Source organism: Kitasatospora sp. NPDC059160, assembly GCF_042755465.1.
Lineage (GTDB): Bacteria > Actinomycetota > Actinomycetes > Streptomycetales > Streptomycetaceae > Kitasatospora.
Window position 1 is genome coordinate 42,878 of the sequence record NZ_JBHZCN010000042.1, and the last position, 13,969, is coordinate 56,846.

The 13,969-nt window shown below is 72.7% G+C and carries 13 protein-coding genes; 7 read left to right on the plus strand and 6 right to left on the minus strand.

Annotated features, from left to right (window positions below):
* Positions 1–324 precede the first annotated feature (324 nt).
* Positions 325–1,518 (minus strand): glycine C-acetyltransferase, encoded by a 1,194-nt coding sequence (locus ACFXOZ_RS19750; RefSeq protein ID WP_375886472.1) that lies wholly within the window; start codon positions 1,516–1,518, stop codon positions 325–327.
* Between the two features lie 88 nt (positions 1,519–1,606).
* Positions 1,607–2,635, minus strand: coding sequence for an L-threonine 3-dehydrogenase (gene tdh / locus ACFXOZ_RS19755; protein WP_380409431.1), 1,029 nt, complete (start codon positions 2,633–2,635; stop codon positions 1,607–1,609).
* 456 nt (positions 2,636–3,091) lie between these two features.
* Between tdh and ACFXOZ_RS19760 the strand changes: the two genes are divergently transcribed.
* The gene (locus ACFXOZ_RS19760) at positions 3,092–4,489 is read left to right on the plus strand and encodes a serine hydrolase domain-containing protein (RefSeq protein ID WP_380591698.1); all 1,398 of its coding nucleotides are present in this window, start codon (positions 3,092–3,094) and stop codon (positions 4,487–4,489) included.
* A gap of 74 nt (positions 4,490–4,563) precedes the next feature.
* On the opposite strand, the gene ACFXOZ_RS19765 is transcribed toward ACFXOZ_RS19760, so the two are convergent.
* Positions 4,564–5,625 (minus strand): ATP-dependent DNA ligase, encoded by a 1,062-nt coding sequence (locus ACFXOZ_RS19765; protein ID WP_380591700.1) that lies wholly within the window; start codon positions 5,623–5,625, stop codon positions 4,564–4,566.
* A 66-nt stretch (positions 5,626–5,691) separates the two neighbouring features.
* On the opposite strand from ACFXOZ_RS19765, the gene ligD reads away from it, so the two are divergent.
* Genes ligD through ACFXOZ_RS19780 form a run of 3 tightly spaced genes read left to right on the plus strand, consistent with a single transcriptional unit; the run spans position 5,692 to position 8,042 of the window.
* Positions 5,692–6,705 carry a non-homologous end-joining DNA ligase gene (ligD, locus tag ACFXOZ_RS19770; RefSeq protein ID WP_380524439.1) on the plus strand — a complete coding sequence of 338 codons (1,014 nt, stop codon included), beginning with the start codon at positions 5,692–5,694 and terminating at the stop codon, positions 6,703–6,705.
* A gap of 40 nt (positions 6,706–6,745) precedes the next feature.
* Positions 6,746–7,345 carry a class I SAM-dependent methyltransferase gene (locus tag ACFXOZ_RS19775; RefSeq protein WP_380591702.1) on the plus strand — a complete coding sequence of 200 codons (600 nt, stop codon included), beginning with the start codon at positions 6,746–6,748 and terminating at the stop codon, positions 7,343–7,345.
* A gap of 46 nt (positions 7,346–7,391) precedes the next feature.
* The gene (locus ACFXOZ_RS19780) at positions 7,392–8,042 is read left to right on the plus strand and encodes a GNAT family N-acetyltransferase (protein ID WP_380591704.1); all 651 of its coding nucleotides are present in this window, start codon (positions 7,392–7,394) and stop codon (positions 8,040–8,042) included.
* A gap of 15 nt (positions 8,043–8,057) precedes the next feature.
* Here the strand turns inward: ACFXOZ_RS19780 and ACFXOZ_RS19785 are convergent, their stop codons facing one another.
* From ACFXOZ_RS19785 to ACFXOZ_RS19795, 3 genes are read right to left on the minus strand one after another with little or no spacing between them, the layout of a single operon-like run.
* Entirely contained in the window at positions 8,058–8,528 is a 471-nt protein-coding gene (locus ACFXOZ_RS19785) for a hypothetical protein (RefSeq protein WP_380591706.1), read from the minus strand.
* Positions 8,521–9,015 carry a hypothetical protein gene (locus ACFXOZ_RS19790; RefSeq protein ID WP_380591708.1) on the minus strand — a complete coding sequence of 165 codons (495 nt, stop codon included), beginning with the start codon at positions 9,013–9,015 and terminating at the stop codon, positions 8,521–8,523. The genes ACFXOZ_RS19785 and ACFXOZ_RS19790 overlap by 8 nt, the downstream gene beginning before the upstream one ends.
* Positions 9,016–10,218, minus strand: coding sequence for an 8-amino-7-oxononanoate synthase (locus tag ACFXOZ_RS19795; RefSeq protein ID WP_380591710.1), 1,203 nt, complete (start codon positions 10,216–10,218; stop codon positions 9,016–9,018).
* Between the two features lie 226 nt (positions 10,219–10,444).
* On the opposite strand from ACFXOZ_RS19795, the gene ACFXOZ_RS19800 reads away from it, so the two are divergent.
* From ACFXOZ_RS19800 to ACFXOZ_RS19810, 3 genes are read left to right on the plus strand one after another with little or no spacing between them, the layout of a single operon-like run.
* Positions 10,445–10,894: a hypothetical protein gene (locus ACFXOZ_RS19800; RefSeq protein WP_380591712.1), complete on the plus strand. Its 450-nt coding sequence runs from the start codon at positions 10,445–10,447 to the stop codon at positions 10,892–10,894.
* Between the two features lie 32 nt (positions 10,895–10,926).
* Positions 10,927–13,161, plus strand: a complete 2,235-nt coding sequence (locus ACFXOZ_RS19805) for a hypothetical protein (protein ID WP_380524446.1) — start codon at positions 10,927–10,929, stop codon at positions 13,159–13,161.
* Between the two features lie 45 nt (positions 13,162–13,206).
* Positions 13,207–13,941: a hypothetical protein gene (locus ACFXOZ_RS19810; protein ID WP_380524447.1), complete on the plus strand. Its 735-nt coding sequence runs from the start codon at positions 13,207–13,209 to the stop codon at positions 13,939–13,941.
* The last annotated feature ends 28 nt before the right edge of the window (positions 13,942–13,969 follow it).

A 13,969-nucleotide genomic window follows, 5' to 3' on the forward strand; every position in this document is an offset into this window, starting at 1 on the left:
TTTTTGTTGTGTTTTGTTGTCTTGCGCCCGCGGTTCGGGGGGGGGGGGGGCCCCCGGGGGGGGGGGGGGGGGGCCCGGGGGCCCCCCCCCCCCCCCCCCCCCGAGGCGGGAGGGTGGGGCAGTTGGTCTTCGGGCCGCGCGGCGGTGGCGAATCGATTCACCACCACCGCAGCGCGGTGGTGAGCCCGCGGGGACGGGCCGGTTCCGAGCGGCTCGGCCCCGCGGGCGGCTTGTGGGGCCCACCCCTCGTGGGGCTCACCCCTCGTGGGACTCAACCCCTCGTGGGGGTCGGGCCCTTCGTCGGGATCGGGCCCCGCGCGGGGGTCAGCCCTCCAGCGCGGCGCGGGCGTCCACGAAGGCGGCGACGGCGCGCTCGACGTCCTCGGTGGAGTGGGCCGCGGAGAGCTGCACCCGGATCCGGGCGGCGCCGTGCGGGACCACCGGGTACGAGAAGCCGATCACGTACACGCCGCGCTCCAGCAGGAGTTCGGCCAGGCGGCCGGCCTTCGCCGCGTCGCCGATCATCACCGGGGCGATCGGGTGGTCGCCCGGCAGGATCTCGAACCCGGCCTCGGTCATCTTCGAGCGGAACAGCGCGGTGTTGGCCGCCAGCCGCTCGCGCAGCTCGTTGGACTGCTCGACCAGGTCGAGCACCTTCAACGAGGCGGCCGCGATCACCGGGGCCAGCGAGTTGGAGAACAGGTACGGGCGGGAGCGCTGGCGCAGCAGGGCGACGATCTCCCGGCGGGCGGCGACGTAGCCGCCGGAGGCGCCGCCGAGCGCCTTGCCCAGGGTGCCGGTGATGATGTCCACCCGGTCCATCACGCCGTGCAGTTCGGGGGTCCCGCGGCCGCCGGCGCCGACGAAGCCGACGGCGTGCGAGTCGTCGACCATGACCATGGCGTCGTAGCGGTCGGCCAGGTCGCAGATCTCGCGCAGCGGGGCGACGTAGCCGTCCATCGAGAAGACGCCGTCGGTGACGATCAGGCGGCGGCGGGCGTCCTGGGTCTCCTTGAGCTGCTGCTCCAGGTCGGCCAGGTCGCGGTTGGCGTAGCGGTGGCGGCGGGCCTTGCTGAGCCGGATGCCGTCGATGATGCTGGCGTGGTTGAGCGCGTCGGAGATGACGGCGTCGCGGTCGTCCAGCAGGGTCTCGAAGACGCCGCCGTTGGCGTCGAAGCACGAGGAGTAGAGGATGGTGTCCTCCTGGCCGAGGAAGGCCGAGAGGCGCTCCTCCAGCTCCTTGTGCACGTCCTGGGTGCCGCAGATGAAGCGCACCGAGGCCATGCCGTAGCCCCAGCGGTCCAGCGCGTCCTTGGCCGCGGCGAGCACCTCGGGGTGGTCGGCCAGGCCGAGGTAGTTGTTGGCGCAGAAGTTGAGCACCTCGCCGGGGCGGCCGCCGGAGGTGACGGTGACCTCGGCGCTCTGCGGGCTGCCGATCACCCGCTCCGGCTTGAACAGGCCGGCCTCGCGGATCTCGTCGAGGGTGGTGGCGATGTCGGCGCGCACGTTGTCGAACACGGGCAGACTCCTAGTCGTAGCGGCGGGGCGGCGGATCGGCGGGCTCGGGCAGGGCTCGGGCAGGACTCAGACGGTGCTCAGGCGGTGCTCAGGCGGTCCAGTCGAGGATGATCTTGCCGCAGTTGCCGCTCGCGGCGTCGTCGAAGGCGGCCTCGAACTCGGTGGCGGCGTAGCGGCCGGTGATCACCGGGCTGAGGTCCAGGCCGCCCTCCAGCAGCACCGACATCGCGTACCAGGTCTCGAACATCTCGCGGCCGTAGATGCCCTTGATGGTGATCATCGAGGTGACGATCGAGGCCCAGTCCACCGGGAAGGCCTCGGCCGGCAGGCCCAGCATGGCGATCTTGCCGCCGTGGGTCATGTTGGCGATCATCGACTGCATCGCCTCGGGGCGGCCGGACATCTCCAGGCCGACGTCGAAGCCCTCGCGCAGGCCCAGCTTCTGCTGGCCCTCCTCGATGGTGTGCTCGGCGACGTTGAGCGCCAGCGTCACGCCGACCCGGCGGGCCAGGTCGAGGCGGTACGGGGAGACGTCGGTGATCATCACGTTGCGGGCGCCGGCGTGCTTGGCGACGGCGGCCGCCATGATGCCGATCGGGCCGGCGCCGGTGACCAGCACGTCCTCGCCGACCAGCGGGAAGGACAGCGCGGTGTGCACGGCGTTGCCGAAGGGGTCGAAGATCGCGGCCACGTCGAGGTCCACCGGCACCCGGTGCACCCAGACGTTGGAGGCGGGCAGCGCCACGTACTCGGCGAAGGCGCCGTCCCGGTTCACGCCCAGGCCGACGGTGTTGCGGCACAGGTGGCGGCGGCCGGCCAGGCAGTTGCGGCACTTGCCGCAGACCAGGTGGCCCTCACCGCTGACCAGGTCGCCGATCGCGATGTCCGCGACGCCGGCGCCGAGCTCGGCGACCTCGCCGACGAACTCGTGGCCGAGCACCAGCGGGGTCTTGATCGTCTGCTGCGCCCAGCCGTCCCACTTGCGGATGTGCAGGTCGGTGCCGCAGATGCCGGTGCGCAGCACCTTGATCAGCACCTCGCCCGGGCCGATCTCGGGCTTCGGGACGTCGATCATCCAGAGGCCGGGCTCGGCATGCTGCTTGACGAGTGCCTTCACGGGAGACGGCTCCTGACGTGCTGATCGGGGACGGCCTTCGAGGGTCGGGCAGGCCGGTGGCTCGGTTCGGCCGCTCCTGACGGGCACGCTCCGGCAAGCAGAAATCTGCCTGGTGGGAGGGGGTGCGGTCCATCGAGGAATTCTTAAGGGCGGCCACAGCTGGGCTAAACGATCGTGCCCGAGCTGGGCCCGGGGGCGGGTGCGGCGTGCCGGTGCTCACCCGTCCGGCCGAGCGCGCGGCACCCGCGACGACACCAACCGGCCGTACCGGCGGGGTACTTGACAACGATCCGCCAGTGGGAGCGGGCCAGTCGGGTGGGGTTGGGTCCGTTCGGGCCAGCCCGGCCGCCACCGGCGCGCGGGTGTTCGAGGGCGGTGCTTACGGTGGCGACGCTCCCCCACGGCCCCGTGGAGCAGCGCTCCGGGGCCCTTCGCCGCAGAGAGGCGCCCCACTCCATGACCAACACCCGACGGCCCCGCCCGGCCGCTCCCCGCTCCGCCCGGCTGGCCGCAGGAGCCGCCCTCGCACTGGCCGGCCTGCTGGCCGCCACCGCCTGCTCCGGAGAGTCGACGCCCGCCCGGCAGGCCGCCGAGCCTGCGGTCACCGCCGAACCGGCCGCGCTCAGCCCGTCCCCCGGCAACTCCCCCTCGGGGAGCGCCTCCTCGAACGCGGTGGTGCAGCTGACCCCGGCCGTCGGCGCCAAGCTGGACGCCGCGATCCAGTCCGTGCTCAAGCAGAACGCGGTGCCCGGCATCTCGGTCGGGATCATCACGCCGGGCGGCACGTACCAGAAGTCCTTCGGCGTCTCCGACAAGACCGCCAACACGCCGATGGACCCCGGGCTGTTCAGCCGCATCGGCAGCGAGAGCAAGACCTTCACCGCGACCGCCGTGCTGCGCCTGGTGGACCAGGGCAAGGTGGCGCTGGACGACCCGATCTCCAAGTACGTGGACGGCGTCCCCGGCGGCGACGGGATCACCGTGCGCCAGCTCGGCGAGATGCGCAGCGGCCTGTTCCCGTACAGCTCCGACCCGGACTTCGTGAACACCCTGATCGGCGACCCGAACCACGTGTTCACCCCGGACCAGCTGCTCGCCTACGGCTACAAGCACCCCGCCGTGTTCCCGCCCGGCCAGCGGTTCCAGTACAACAACAGCAACTACATCATCCTGGGCAAGCTGATCGAGAAGGTCGGCGGGCAGAGCGCGGGCGACTTCCTCCAGGCCCAGGTGTTCACGCCCGCCTCGCTGGCCAAGACGAGCTTCCCCACCGACGGGACGCTCCCCGACCCGCACGCCCACGGCTACACCGACCAGACGCCCAACGGGGACATCCAGGACGCCACCAACTGGAACCCGTCCTGGGCCTGGACGGCCGGGGCCGTCATCACCCAGCTCGCCGACCTGGAGAGCTGGGCCAAGACCATGGCCACCGGCGCCATCATCAGCCCGGCCAGCCAGACCGAGCGGTTGAAGACCCTGCCCACCGGCGACCCCGGCGTCACCTACGGCTTCGGGCTGTTCGACAACAACGGCTGGATCGGGCACAACGGCTCGATGCCCGGTTACGAGAGCGTCGCGGTGTACATGCCGGAGGCCCAGGCCACCCTGGTGCTGCTGCTCAACACCGATGTGATCTCCCAGGGCCAGGAGCCGTCCACGCTGTTCGCGAACGCGATCACCAAGATCATCTCGCCGAACAACGTCTACGCGCTCCCGGCGGAGACCGCCGCACCGTCGGCCCCGGCCTCGGGCGGCGCGTCCGGCCCGGTGTCCGGCTCCCCCTCGGCCGGCAGCTCCGGCAGCGGCGCGCCCTCGCTCCCGGGCAACGCCCCCACCACCGTGCGGGCCTGACCGCAGCGCGCGGACAGAGCAGGAGGCCCGACCCGGCGCGAACGGGTCGGGCCTTCCGTACTCCTGACCGACCGTCAGATTTCCAGGACCTTGCCGAGGTCGTACGAGACCGGCTCCTCCAACTGCGCGTAGGTGCAGCTCTCCGGCGTGCGGTCCGGCCGCCAGCGGCGGAACTGGGCGGTGTGCCGGAAGCGGCTGCCCTCCATGTGGTCGTAGGCCACCTCGACCACCCGCTCGGGGCGCAGCGCGATCCAGGACAGGTCCTTGCCGCCGGTCCAGCGGCTGACCGCCCCCGGCAGCCGGCCCTCCGCGTGCGCGGACTCCTCCGCCCAGGCGCCCCAAGGGTGTTGGGCGAGGTCGTCGATCCTCAGCGGGGCCAGCTCCTCGACCAGTTCGCGCCGGCGCGCCATGGAGAAGGCGGCGCACACGCCGACGTGCTGCAACCGGCCCGCGTCGTCGTGGATGCCCAGCAGCAGCGAGCCGACCACCGGGCCGCTCTTGTGCTCGCGGTAGCCGGCCACCACGCAGTCGGCGGTGCGCTCGTGCTTGATCTTGTACATGGTCCGCTCGCCCGGCCGGTACGGCTGGTCCAGCGGCTTGGCCACCACGCCGTCCAACCCGGCGCCCTCGTACTCGGCGAACCAGGTCCGCGCCAGCTCGGCATCGGTCGAGGCCGGGGCGGTGAACACCGGGTCGGCGGCCCCGGCGAGCGCCGCCTCCAGGGCCGGGCGGCGCACCGACAGCGGCTCGTCCAGCAGCGAATCGTCGCCGAGGGCGAGCAGGTCGAAGGCCACGAAGGAGGCGGGCGTCCGCTCGGCGAGCAGCTTCACCCGGCTCGCCGCCGGGTGGATCCGCTCCAGCAGCTCCTCGAAGCGCAGCCGCCCGTCCCGGGCGATCACCACCTCGCCGTCCAGCACGCAGCGCGGCGGCAGCTCCCGCCGGAAGGCCTCCACCAGCTCGGGGAAGTACCTGGTCAGCGGCTTGCCGGTGCGGCTGCCCAGCTCCACCTCGTCGCCGTCGCGGAACACGATGCTGCGGAAGCCGTCCCACTTGGCCTCGTACTGCATCCCCGGCGGGATCCCCGCCACCGACTTGGCGAGCATCGGGGCCACCGGCGGCATCACGGGCAGGTCCATGCGTCCCAGCCTGGCGCGGTTCGCCCCGGGGCGCGCGCCGGGCACGGCGCCCTTAGCGTGAGAGGCATGGGCACAGCCGTCGAACTGGAAGTCGCCGGGCGCACCGTCCGGCTGTCCAATCCGGACAAGGTGTACTACCCCGAGCGCGGCTTCACCAAGTTGGACGTCGCCCAGTACTACCTGGCCGTCGCCGACGGGGTGCTGCACGGGCTGCGCGACCGGCCCACCACCCTCCAGCGCTTCCCCGACGGGGTCGACGGCGAGTTCTTCTACCAGAAACGCGCCCCCAAGGGCCTGCCGGACTGGCTGCCCACCGCCCGGATCGAGTTCCCCAGCGGCCGCTCCGCCGACGAGATCTGCCCCACCGAACCGGCCGCCGTGCTGTGGGCCGCCAACCTGGGCTGCCTCACCTTCCACCCCTGGCCGGTCCGGCGCGGCGACACCGACCACATCGACGAACTGCGCATCGACCTCGACCCGCAGCCCGGCACCGACTTCCACGACGCCGTCCGCGCCGCCCACGAACTGCGCGCCCTGCTGGCGGAGCACGGGCTGCGCGGCTGGCCCAAGTCCTCCGGCGGGCGCGGCCTGCACGTCTACGTCCCGCTGGTGCCCGAGTGGACCTTCACCGACGGGCGGCACGCCGTGATCGCCCTCGGCCGGGTGCTGGAACAGCGGATGCCCGGAAAGGTCACCACCGCCTGGTGGAAGGAGGAACGCGGCGAACGCATCTTCGTCGACTACAACCAGATGGCCCGTGACCGCACCATCGCCTCCGCCTACTCGCTGCGCGCCCGCCCCCGCGCCACCGCCTCCGCCCCGCTGCACTGGGACGAACTCGACGACGCCTCCCCCGAGGACTTCGACCTGCGGACCGTCCCCGCCCGCTTCGCCGAACTCGGCGACCCCAACGCGGAGATGGCGGACCACGCGTACCGGCTGGAAGCCCTGCTGGAGCTCTACGACAAGCAGCTGCACGACGAGGGCCTCGGCGAACTCCCCTACCCGCCCGACCACCCCAAGGCCGCCGGCGAACCGCCCCGGGTGCAGCCGAGCCGGGCCCGCAGGAAGCCGGCCTGACACGCCCAGGGGCCGTCACGGGCCCGTCTAGTCTGACCGGATGCCCTTCGACCACAACGACCACTACCACCGGCCACTGCTGCGCCGCGTGCCACCCGGCGCCCGCCGCGCCCTGGACGTCGGCTGCGGCACCGGCCGCTTCGCCCGGGCGCTCGCCCGCCGGGGCCTGGAGGTGGACGCCGTCGACCGGGACGAGGCCGTACTGGCGGCCGCCCGCGCCGCCGGCGGGCCCGCCGGCATCCACTACCGGCGGAGCGACCTCGCCGAACTCCACCTGCCGCCCGGCCACTACGACGTCATCTCCTGCCTGGCCAGCCTCCACCACCTCCCGCTGGACACCCTGGCCCGGCTGCGCGAGGCGCTCGCGCCCGGCGGGGTCCTGGTGGTGCTCGGCTGCTACCGCGAGGCCACCGTCCGGGACCGGCTGGTCAGCCTGGCCGCCGTCCCGGTGAACGCGCTCTGCCGCCTCGCCGTCCACCTGCGCGAACGCGGCGCCCCGCCCGCGGTCGTCCCGGCCCCGGTGATGTGGCCGCGGACCACGCTCGCCGAGGTGCGGGCGTACGCCGCCCGGGAGCTGCCGGGGTACGCGCTGCGGCAACTGCTCTTCTGGCGCTACCTGTTGGTCTGGCGGCGCGACTAGGCTGACGGGGCTGACGATCATCGACCACGACGGGACGGGATGCGTGATGGGGACGCGGGGGCTGGCGGAGATCCTGGCGGACGCGGCGGGCGGGGTGTTCCCGCCGCCGGACGGCTCGGTGACGGTGGTGCCGCAGCCCTCGCCGCGCGAGGCCGGGGTGATCGCCTTCGCCGCGCACGCCGTGGTGTTCACCGACCAGGACCCGGACCGGGTGCGCGCCGCGCTCGCCGCCGCCCCGGGCGACCCGCTGTCCGCACCGCTCTGCCCGCCCTTCCTCACCGCCTTCGCCGAGCGCACCGGACGGACCGTCAACAACATCGACCTGCTCTCCGTCGCCGACCGCCTCCCGGGCGGTCCGCCGCTGCCGCTCCGCCCGGTCGAGGACCGCGAACACCCGCGCGTGGTCCGGGCGTTGCGCTACCGCGAGGACGTCCGGGTGTACGAGGCCGACGGCGGCGTGCTCATCCTGGGCCGGGGCGTGGCCGGCCGCTGGGAGTCCGCCGTCGAGGTCGACCCGCACGCCCAGGGCCGGGGCCTCGGCCGCGCCCTCGCCACCGCCGCCCGCCACCTGCTGCCGGAGGGCGAGGTCGTCTGGGCCCAGCAGGCCCCCGGCAACGCCCCCAGCGTCCGCGCCTTCCAGGCCGCCGGCTACCGCCCGGCCGGCGCGGAGGCCCTGCTGGTGCTCGGGCAGCCGTAGGGCGCGGTCCCGGGGTCAGCGCACCAGGACCTGGTCGGCCGCCCGGTCGTACCCGAGGAACGGGCCGGTGCCCGCCGCGTACGTCGGTACCGATCTGCCCAGCCGCCGCCCGACCGCGGCCAGGAAGCCGCACAGCACGTCCAGCCCTTCCTGGTCGCGGAGTTGCGCGACGTCGACGTCCAGGTCGATCCGCTCCGCACCGCCGAACCGGAACACCGCCCCCACCCCGGGGCCCGGCCGCACGCTCAGCACCGGCCGCGCGGCCCCGCCCGGAGGCCAGGACAGCACCTCCTCGGCCCGTGGCAGCGCCGTCTCGAAGCAACCCACGAAGAACACTCGCTCCCAGCCCCGCTCCACCACCAGGTCCAGCAGCGCCTGCCAGTCCGCCGCTGTGGTGTCCGCGATGCCCTCGCCGGGCAGCCAGCCGTCGGCGGCCGGGTCGAGCAGCCACCCGGCGTGGTCCGCCCAGCGCAGCGGCTCAGCCATCCACGTGCTCCGCGCGCAGCAGGACGACCCGGTCGGCCTCGGGGTCGTACCCGATCATCGGGCAGTTCGGGTAGCCACCCTCGGCGTACATCACCACCGGCTTGCCCAGCCGCTGCCCGATCGCGGTCAGGAAGGCGCAGAGGACGTCCAGGCGCTCCTGCCCCTGGAGCTCCAGGAGCGAGACGTCGAAGTCGATCGCCTCGGCGGCGTAGAACCGGAAGATCGCGCACACCTCCGCGGTCGGCCGCACCACCAGGCTCGGGCACTCCGCGTCGTCCGGGCGCGCCAGCACCGCCGCGGCCGCCGGAAGCGGCCGGACGGTGTCGCCCTCGTCGTACTCGTACGCCCAGCCCCGTTCCCGGACGAGGTCGAGCAGCAGCTGCCAGTCGGCCTCCGTGGTGCTGTCCACCATCACGTCCGGCAGCGTCCCCCCGTCGCTCGGGTCGAACATGTTCGCCACGTCGTCCCAGACCAGCGACTCGGCCATCTACGCCCTCCGGGCGCCCGCCGGGGCCAGGTCGGCGATGGTGCGGACGGCGTCGGCGATCTGCTGGTCCGTGAGGTCCCCGCGGGCGGTCAGGCGGAGGCGGGAGATGCCGTCCGGGACGGACGGGGGGCGGAAGCAGCCCACGGCGAGGCCCGCGCGGAGGCAGTCGGCGGCCCAGGCGACGGCGGCCTCCGGGCCCGGGGCGCGGACCGAGACCACGGCCGCGTCGGGTTCGCAGGCGTGCAGGCCGGCGGCGGTGAGGCGGGCGGAGAGCGTGCGGGCGACCTCGCGGGCGCGGTCGGCGCGCTGCGGTTCGGCGCGCAGCAGGCGCAGCGCGGCGAGGGCGGCGCCGGCGGCGGCCGGGGCGAGGCCGGTGTCGAAGATGAAGGTGCGGGCCGTCTCGGTCAGGTGCCGGACGACCCGGCGCGGGCCGAGGACGGCGCCGCCCTGGGAGCCGAGCGACTTCGACAGGGTGACGGTGGCGACGGTGTCCGGCTGCCCGGCCAGCCCGGCAGCGGCCAGTGCGCCGCGCCCGCCGGGGCCGAGCACGCCCAGCCCGTGGGCGTCGTCCACCAGCAGCGCGGCCCCGCCGGCCCGGGCGGCCTCGGAGAGTGCGCGCAGCGGCGCCGCGTCGCCGTCCACCGAGAACACCGAGTCGCTGACCACGAGGGCCCGCCGCTGCTGCCGCCCGGCCAGCACCTCGGCCACCGCGGCCGGGTCGCTGTGCGGGGCGCGGTGGACGTCGGCGCGGGCCAGCCGGCAGCCGTCGATCAGGGAGGCGTGGTTGTAGGCGTCGGAGACGATCAGCGTGTCCGGGTCGGTCAGCGCGGTCAGTGCGGCGAGGTTGGCCGTGTACCCGGAGGAGAACACCAGCGCGGCCTCGACGCCGCAGAACTCGGCGAGTTCCCGCTCCAGTTCGGTGTGCAGCGCGGTCGTCCCGGTGACCAGCCGGGATCCGGTCGACCCCCCGCCCCACCGCAGCGCCGCCTCCGCCGCGGCGCCGGTCACCGCCGGGTGCCTGGTCAGCCCGAGGTAGTCGTTGCCCGCGAGGTCCAGGACCGCGTCCTCGGCGCGCCGGCTGCGCAGCGTGCGGGTCAGTCCGGCGTCGGCGCGCAGTGCGGCGGCCTCGTCGAGCCAGTCGAAGACGTGTGCGGGGGCGGGCCCGGCGGCGGGGCGGGGCTGGAAGGCGAGGGGGTGGGCCATGCCCGGCACTCTGGCACGGGCGGCGAGAGCGGGGCAATGTGCGACTCGGCACAGCTCAGCCGGGTTTTCTTGTCGCCGTCCACTCCCTGTTCATCTGCTGTCAATCAGAGGAACACTATTCGTTTCCTTGGGCGCCCCGCATCAGCTCCTACTTTCGACACCTCCCACCGGAACGGCAAAACTTTCGGGTACGCTCCATGCCGATCTGCACCTGGGGGGTGGGCACGTGACAGACCTCGAGTTCGAGCGTCGAATGAATCCTTGGCTCTTCGACGACAAGGGCAATCTGACCGAAGAAGCCAAGAAGCAGTTTCCGGACCTGGCAGGCGGCAACGCCGCCCCCGTCTCCCTGAACCCGGCAGGCGGCGGCGCAGCCGTGACGGTCAACACCGGAGTGCTTCACCAGGCCGCCCAGAACGCCTTCGCGCTACGGGACTCCGTCAAGTCCGAGTGCACCCAACCCGGCGACCACGTCACCGCCGCGGCCGGCGCGCTGAAAGGGTGGTCCCTCGGCGGCGCGCTCACCGGTTCATGGGGGACGTGGTCGAGCCAGGCCGACTCCCTGAAGGGTGCGCTGGGCGACATCGGCACGAACCTGCAGACCACCGCTCAGACGTACGACAAGACCGAGAGCGACATCCACGCCAGTTTCGCCAAGCCGCAGGCCCAGAACTAGCCACAGCGCAAGCGGGGGAAAGCAACACCATCATGGTGACATTCAGCCAGCTCCAACAGGTCGACCTCACCAGCCTCGACGCCGCCGCCGGCGACTTCGAGACCCTGGTCCGCACGTGGGACCTCACCCGGCGGATGCAGAACGAGGTCATCGGGACCGTCACCCAATCCGGCTGGCACGGTGACGCCGCCGGCCTCGCCAACGCCAAACTCACCTGGGCCCGCGACCAGATCCACGCCGCCTTCGAGGAGGCCTCGGCACTGGCCAAGACCCTTCGGGACGCCCACGCCGAGATCACGGCCGCCAAGCAGGACCTCACCAACGCGGTGCACAACGCCACCACCGCCGGTCTCACCGTCAGCGCCGAGGGCGGGGTGAGCTGGCCCGCGCCCACGACCGAGGTGGACAAGCGGGACCCGGAGTACGGCAAGAGCTGGAAGGCCAAGGCCGATTCCGCGGCCAAGGCCATCGGCGACGCGATCGACCGCGCCACCGAGGCCGACCTCGACGCCGCCAGAGCCCTGGGCGACGACACCGGCAGCGACGGCACCACCTTCAATGCCAACCCGGTCGGCGGCATACCGGAGGAGGAAGCCAAGGCGGCCACCTACATCCTCAGCCTCGGCAACAAGGCCAGCGACGCCGAACTCAAGCACCTCCAGAGCATCCTGGACCACCACAACAACGACCCACGGTTCGCCACGTCCTTCTACGGAAACCAGGACCCGGCGACCTTCATGGCCAAGTACGGCGCCATGGCACAGAGCGGGGACTACGCCAACAGCCCGGCCCGCTCCGCCGCGATCAAGGGCATCCAGCAGGACCTCGGCCTCACCCTGGCCACCGCGACCGACACCAAGAACCTGCCGCACGTCTCGGACGACTGGGAGACCAGGTTCCGGGCCGCGGGCGCCAAGCAGATACCCGTCCCGCCCGGCGCCGACCCCGCGCACAGCCCGTACGGCTACCAGATCATGGCCAATCTGCTGCGCAGCGGGAAGTACGACGCGCACTTCCTCGACCCGGTCGCCGCGCACGTCACCCAGTTGACCAACGAGAACCCGATGCGCTGGGACGCCGCGACGAAGGCCTCGTACCCTTTCACCGAGCTCAAGTTCATCGGCGTACCCGACAAGGACGGCAACATTCGGGGCATCAACCCGATGTCCGCCGTCCTGGACGCTCTCGGACACAGCCCGGAGGCGGCTACCAAGTTCTTCCATGACACTCCGACGACGTACAACCCCGACGGCACGGTCAAGAGCCACGGCGGCGAGAACACCTACCTCAAGATGCTCACCGACAACGGCTCCCGGTCACTCCTGCTCGACCAGCAGTACCCGCCCCGGCCGAACCCGGGCACCGCCGAACCCTTCGATGTCACCTCCCTGGGGCACGCCCTGGAGGCTGCGACCACGGGCCGCGCGTACGACGACGTGCACGGCAAGTTCCCTCCGCACACCAGCGACATGAACGCCGTCATGCAACAGGTCGTGACCAGGTTCGGCACCGGAGACGGTCCGGACCTCCTCCACGGCGGACTGTTCTCGAACCTCAACGGCAGCCTCGGCAACATGACCGCCAACTACATCGGCGACATCCAGGGCGCCCTGGAAGGACCGGGCTCCGCCTCCCACCTGTTCAGGACGGGCGAGGTCGAGCGCCTCCTCGGCACACTCGGCCGGGACCCGGACGCCTATGCCTCGATCGCTGCCGGGCAGCAGGCCTACACCACGGCCCAGATCCAGGACGTGCTGGCCCACCCCGAGCTGCACAAGGACCTGGCCGTGGCGGTCGAGAACATCGCCAAGCCGGCAGGTCAGGTCAACGGCCTCATCACGAGCGCCATGGTCGACGAGGTATACACCAAGCACGCCGCCAGTGATGCCGCGTACAACGCCGCCATCGACACCAAGCGGGAGCTCGCCGGCCAGCTCTGGTCGTTCGCCGGCGACGCCTTGAAGGAGCGGGCACCCCTGATCGGCGAGGGCATCGACAACGTGGCCAACCAGATCATGGACAACGTCGCCGCCGGGTACAAGGTGGACACCCACAATGCCGCGAGCGACGAGGCCGTGGATGCCAAGCAGCAGGCCGAGGCCAACGCCCAGCAGGCGATCGTCAACGCGGTGCGCGACGCCGGCCGCACAACGGGCGCCGACCCGAACTACATCAACGACGTGGCCCGCCGGGCCGCGCAAGAGGAGAACACCGGCTACGGCAGCGGCAGGGACTCCTTCGGCACCGCCTTCCCTAAGAAGAACTAGGCCCCCGGACGCCGCACCCCAGGCCACGACCGAGAGCGTTGAGACATGGTTGACGTCGCCCACATCGTCCCGCCGTCCCCGGACGACTCCCCCCGGCGCCGGTCCCGGGCCCGCCCCTGGCACGCCGCCGTCGCCCTCGCGGTGGCGGCGGCTGTGGGCGGCGGGCTGTGGGCTTGGAAACCGTGGCAGGAGGTGGACCTGCCGCAGAGCGCCTGTTGGGACCTGGTGACCAAGGACGAGCTCAGGGTGCTCGCGGGCCCGGACGGCCGTGGCTACGAGGGCGCCCACCAGGACCGGATGGCAACCCCGTCGGACCCGGTCAACGGCGACCGGTACGGCAAGTGCGAAGTCTGGTGGGCCGGGCAGCACACGACGGCCGACAGCCTTCTGTCGGCAACCGTCTCTCCCGCGTACGACGGGATCGACGCCGACCGGCAGAGGGACACCGGGGAGGCCGGTCGCACCGTGCCACTGGACTTCGGCCCCGACGCAGTCGGCTGGGTGGCCGACGCGGGCGGTGACAAGTCTCCCCAGGTGCGGTTGTACCTCCGGTGCGACGGTTACCAGCTGCCGGCGGAGCTTCGTAAGGGCGACGCCGCCCCGGCGTACGTGCAGGTCTCCGTCGACGGCGAGCCCTGGGTCTCCACCTCGCCCCGTGCCAGGATCCGGCAGACGTACGCCGATGTCGCGCTGAAGATCGCGCGGGCCGCCGCGGGCTCGTACAGGTGCACCAACACCCCTCGGCTCGCCGCCACCGCCCCCACCGTTCCCGTCGAGTGATCCCGGGCTTTGCCGGGGGTGGCGGCCA

Coding starts and splice junctions, on each gene's coding strand:
- ACFXOZ_RS19760 (WP_380591698.1), top strand. CDS start 3,092: ATGACCAACACCCGACGGCCCCGCCCGGCCGCTCCCCGCTCCGCCCGG.
- ACFXOZ_RS19765 (WP_380591700.1), bottom strand. CDS start 5,625: ATGGACCTGCCCGTGATGCCGCCGGTGGCCCCGATGCTCGCCAAGTCG.
- ligD (WP_380524439.1), top strand. CDS start 5,692: ATGGGCACAGCCGTCGAACTGGAAGTCGCCGGGCGCACCGTCCGGCTG.
- ACFXOZ_RS19775 (WP_380591702.1), top strand. CDS start 6,746: ATGCCCTTCGACCACAACGACCACTACCACCGGCCACTGCTGCGCCGC.
- ACFXOZ_RS19780 (WP_380591704.1), top strand. CDS start 7,392: ATGGGGACGCGGGGGCTGGCGGAGATCCTGGCGGACGCGGCGGGCGGG.
- ACFXOZ_RS19785 (WP_380591706.1), bottom strand. CDS start 8,528: ATGGCTGAGCCGCTGCGCTGGGCGGACCACGCCGGGTGGCTGCTCGAC.
- ACFXOZ_RS19790 (WP_380591708.1), bottom strand. CDS start 9,015: ATGGCCGAGTCGCTGGTCTGGGACGACGTGGCGAACATGTTCGACCCG.
- ACFXOZ_RS19795 (WP_380591710.1), bottom strand. CDS start 10,218: ATGGCCCACCCCCTCGCCTTCCAGCCCCGCCCCGCCGCCGGGCCCGCC.
- ACFXOZ_RS19805 (WP_380524446.1), top strand. CDS start 10,927: ATGGTGACATTCAGCCAGCTCCAACAGGTCGACCTCACCAGCCTCGAC.
- ACFXOZ_RS19810 (WP_380524447.1), top strand. CDS start 13,207: ATGGTTGACGTCGCCCACATCGTCCCGCCGTCCCCGGACGACTCCCCC.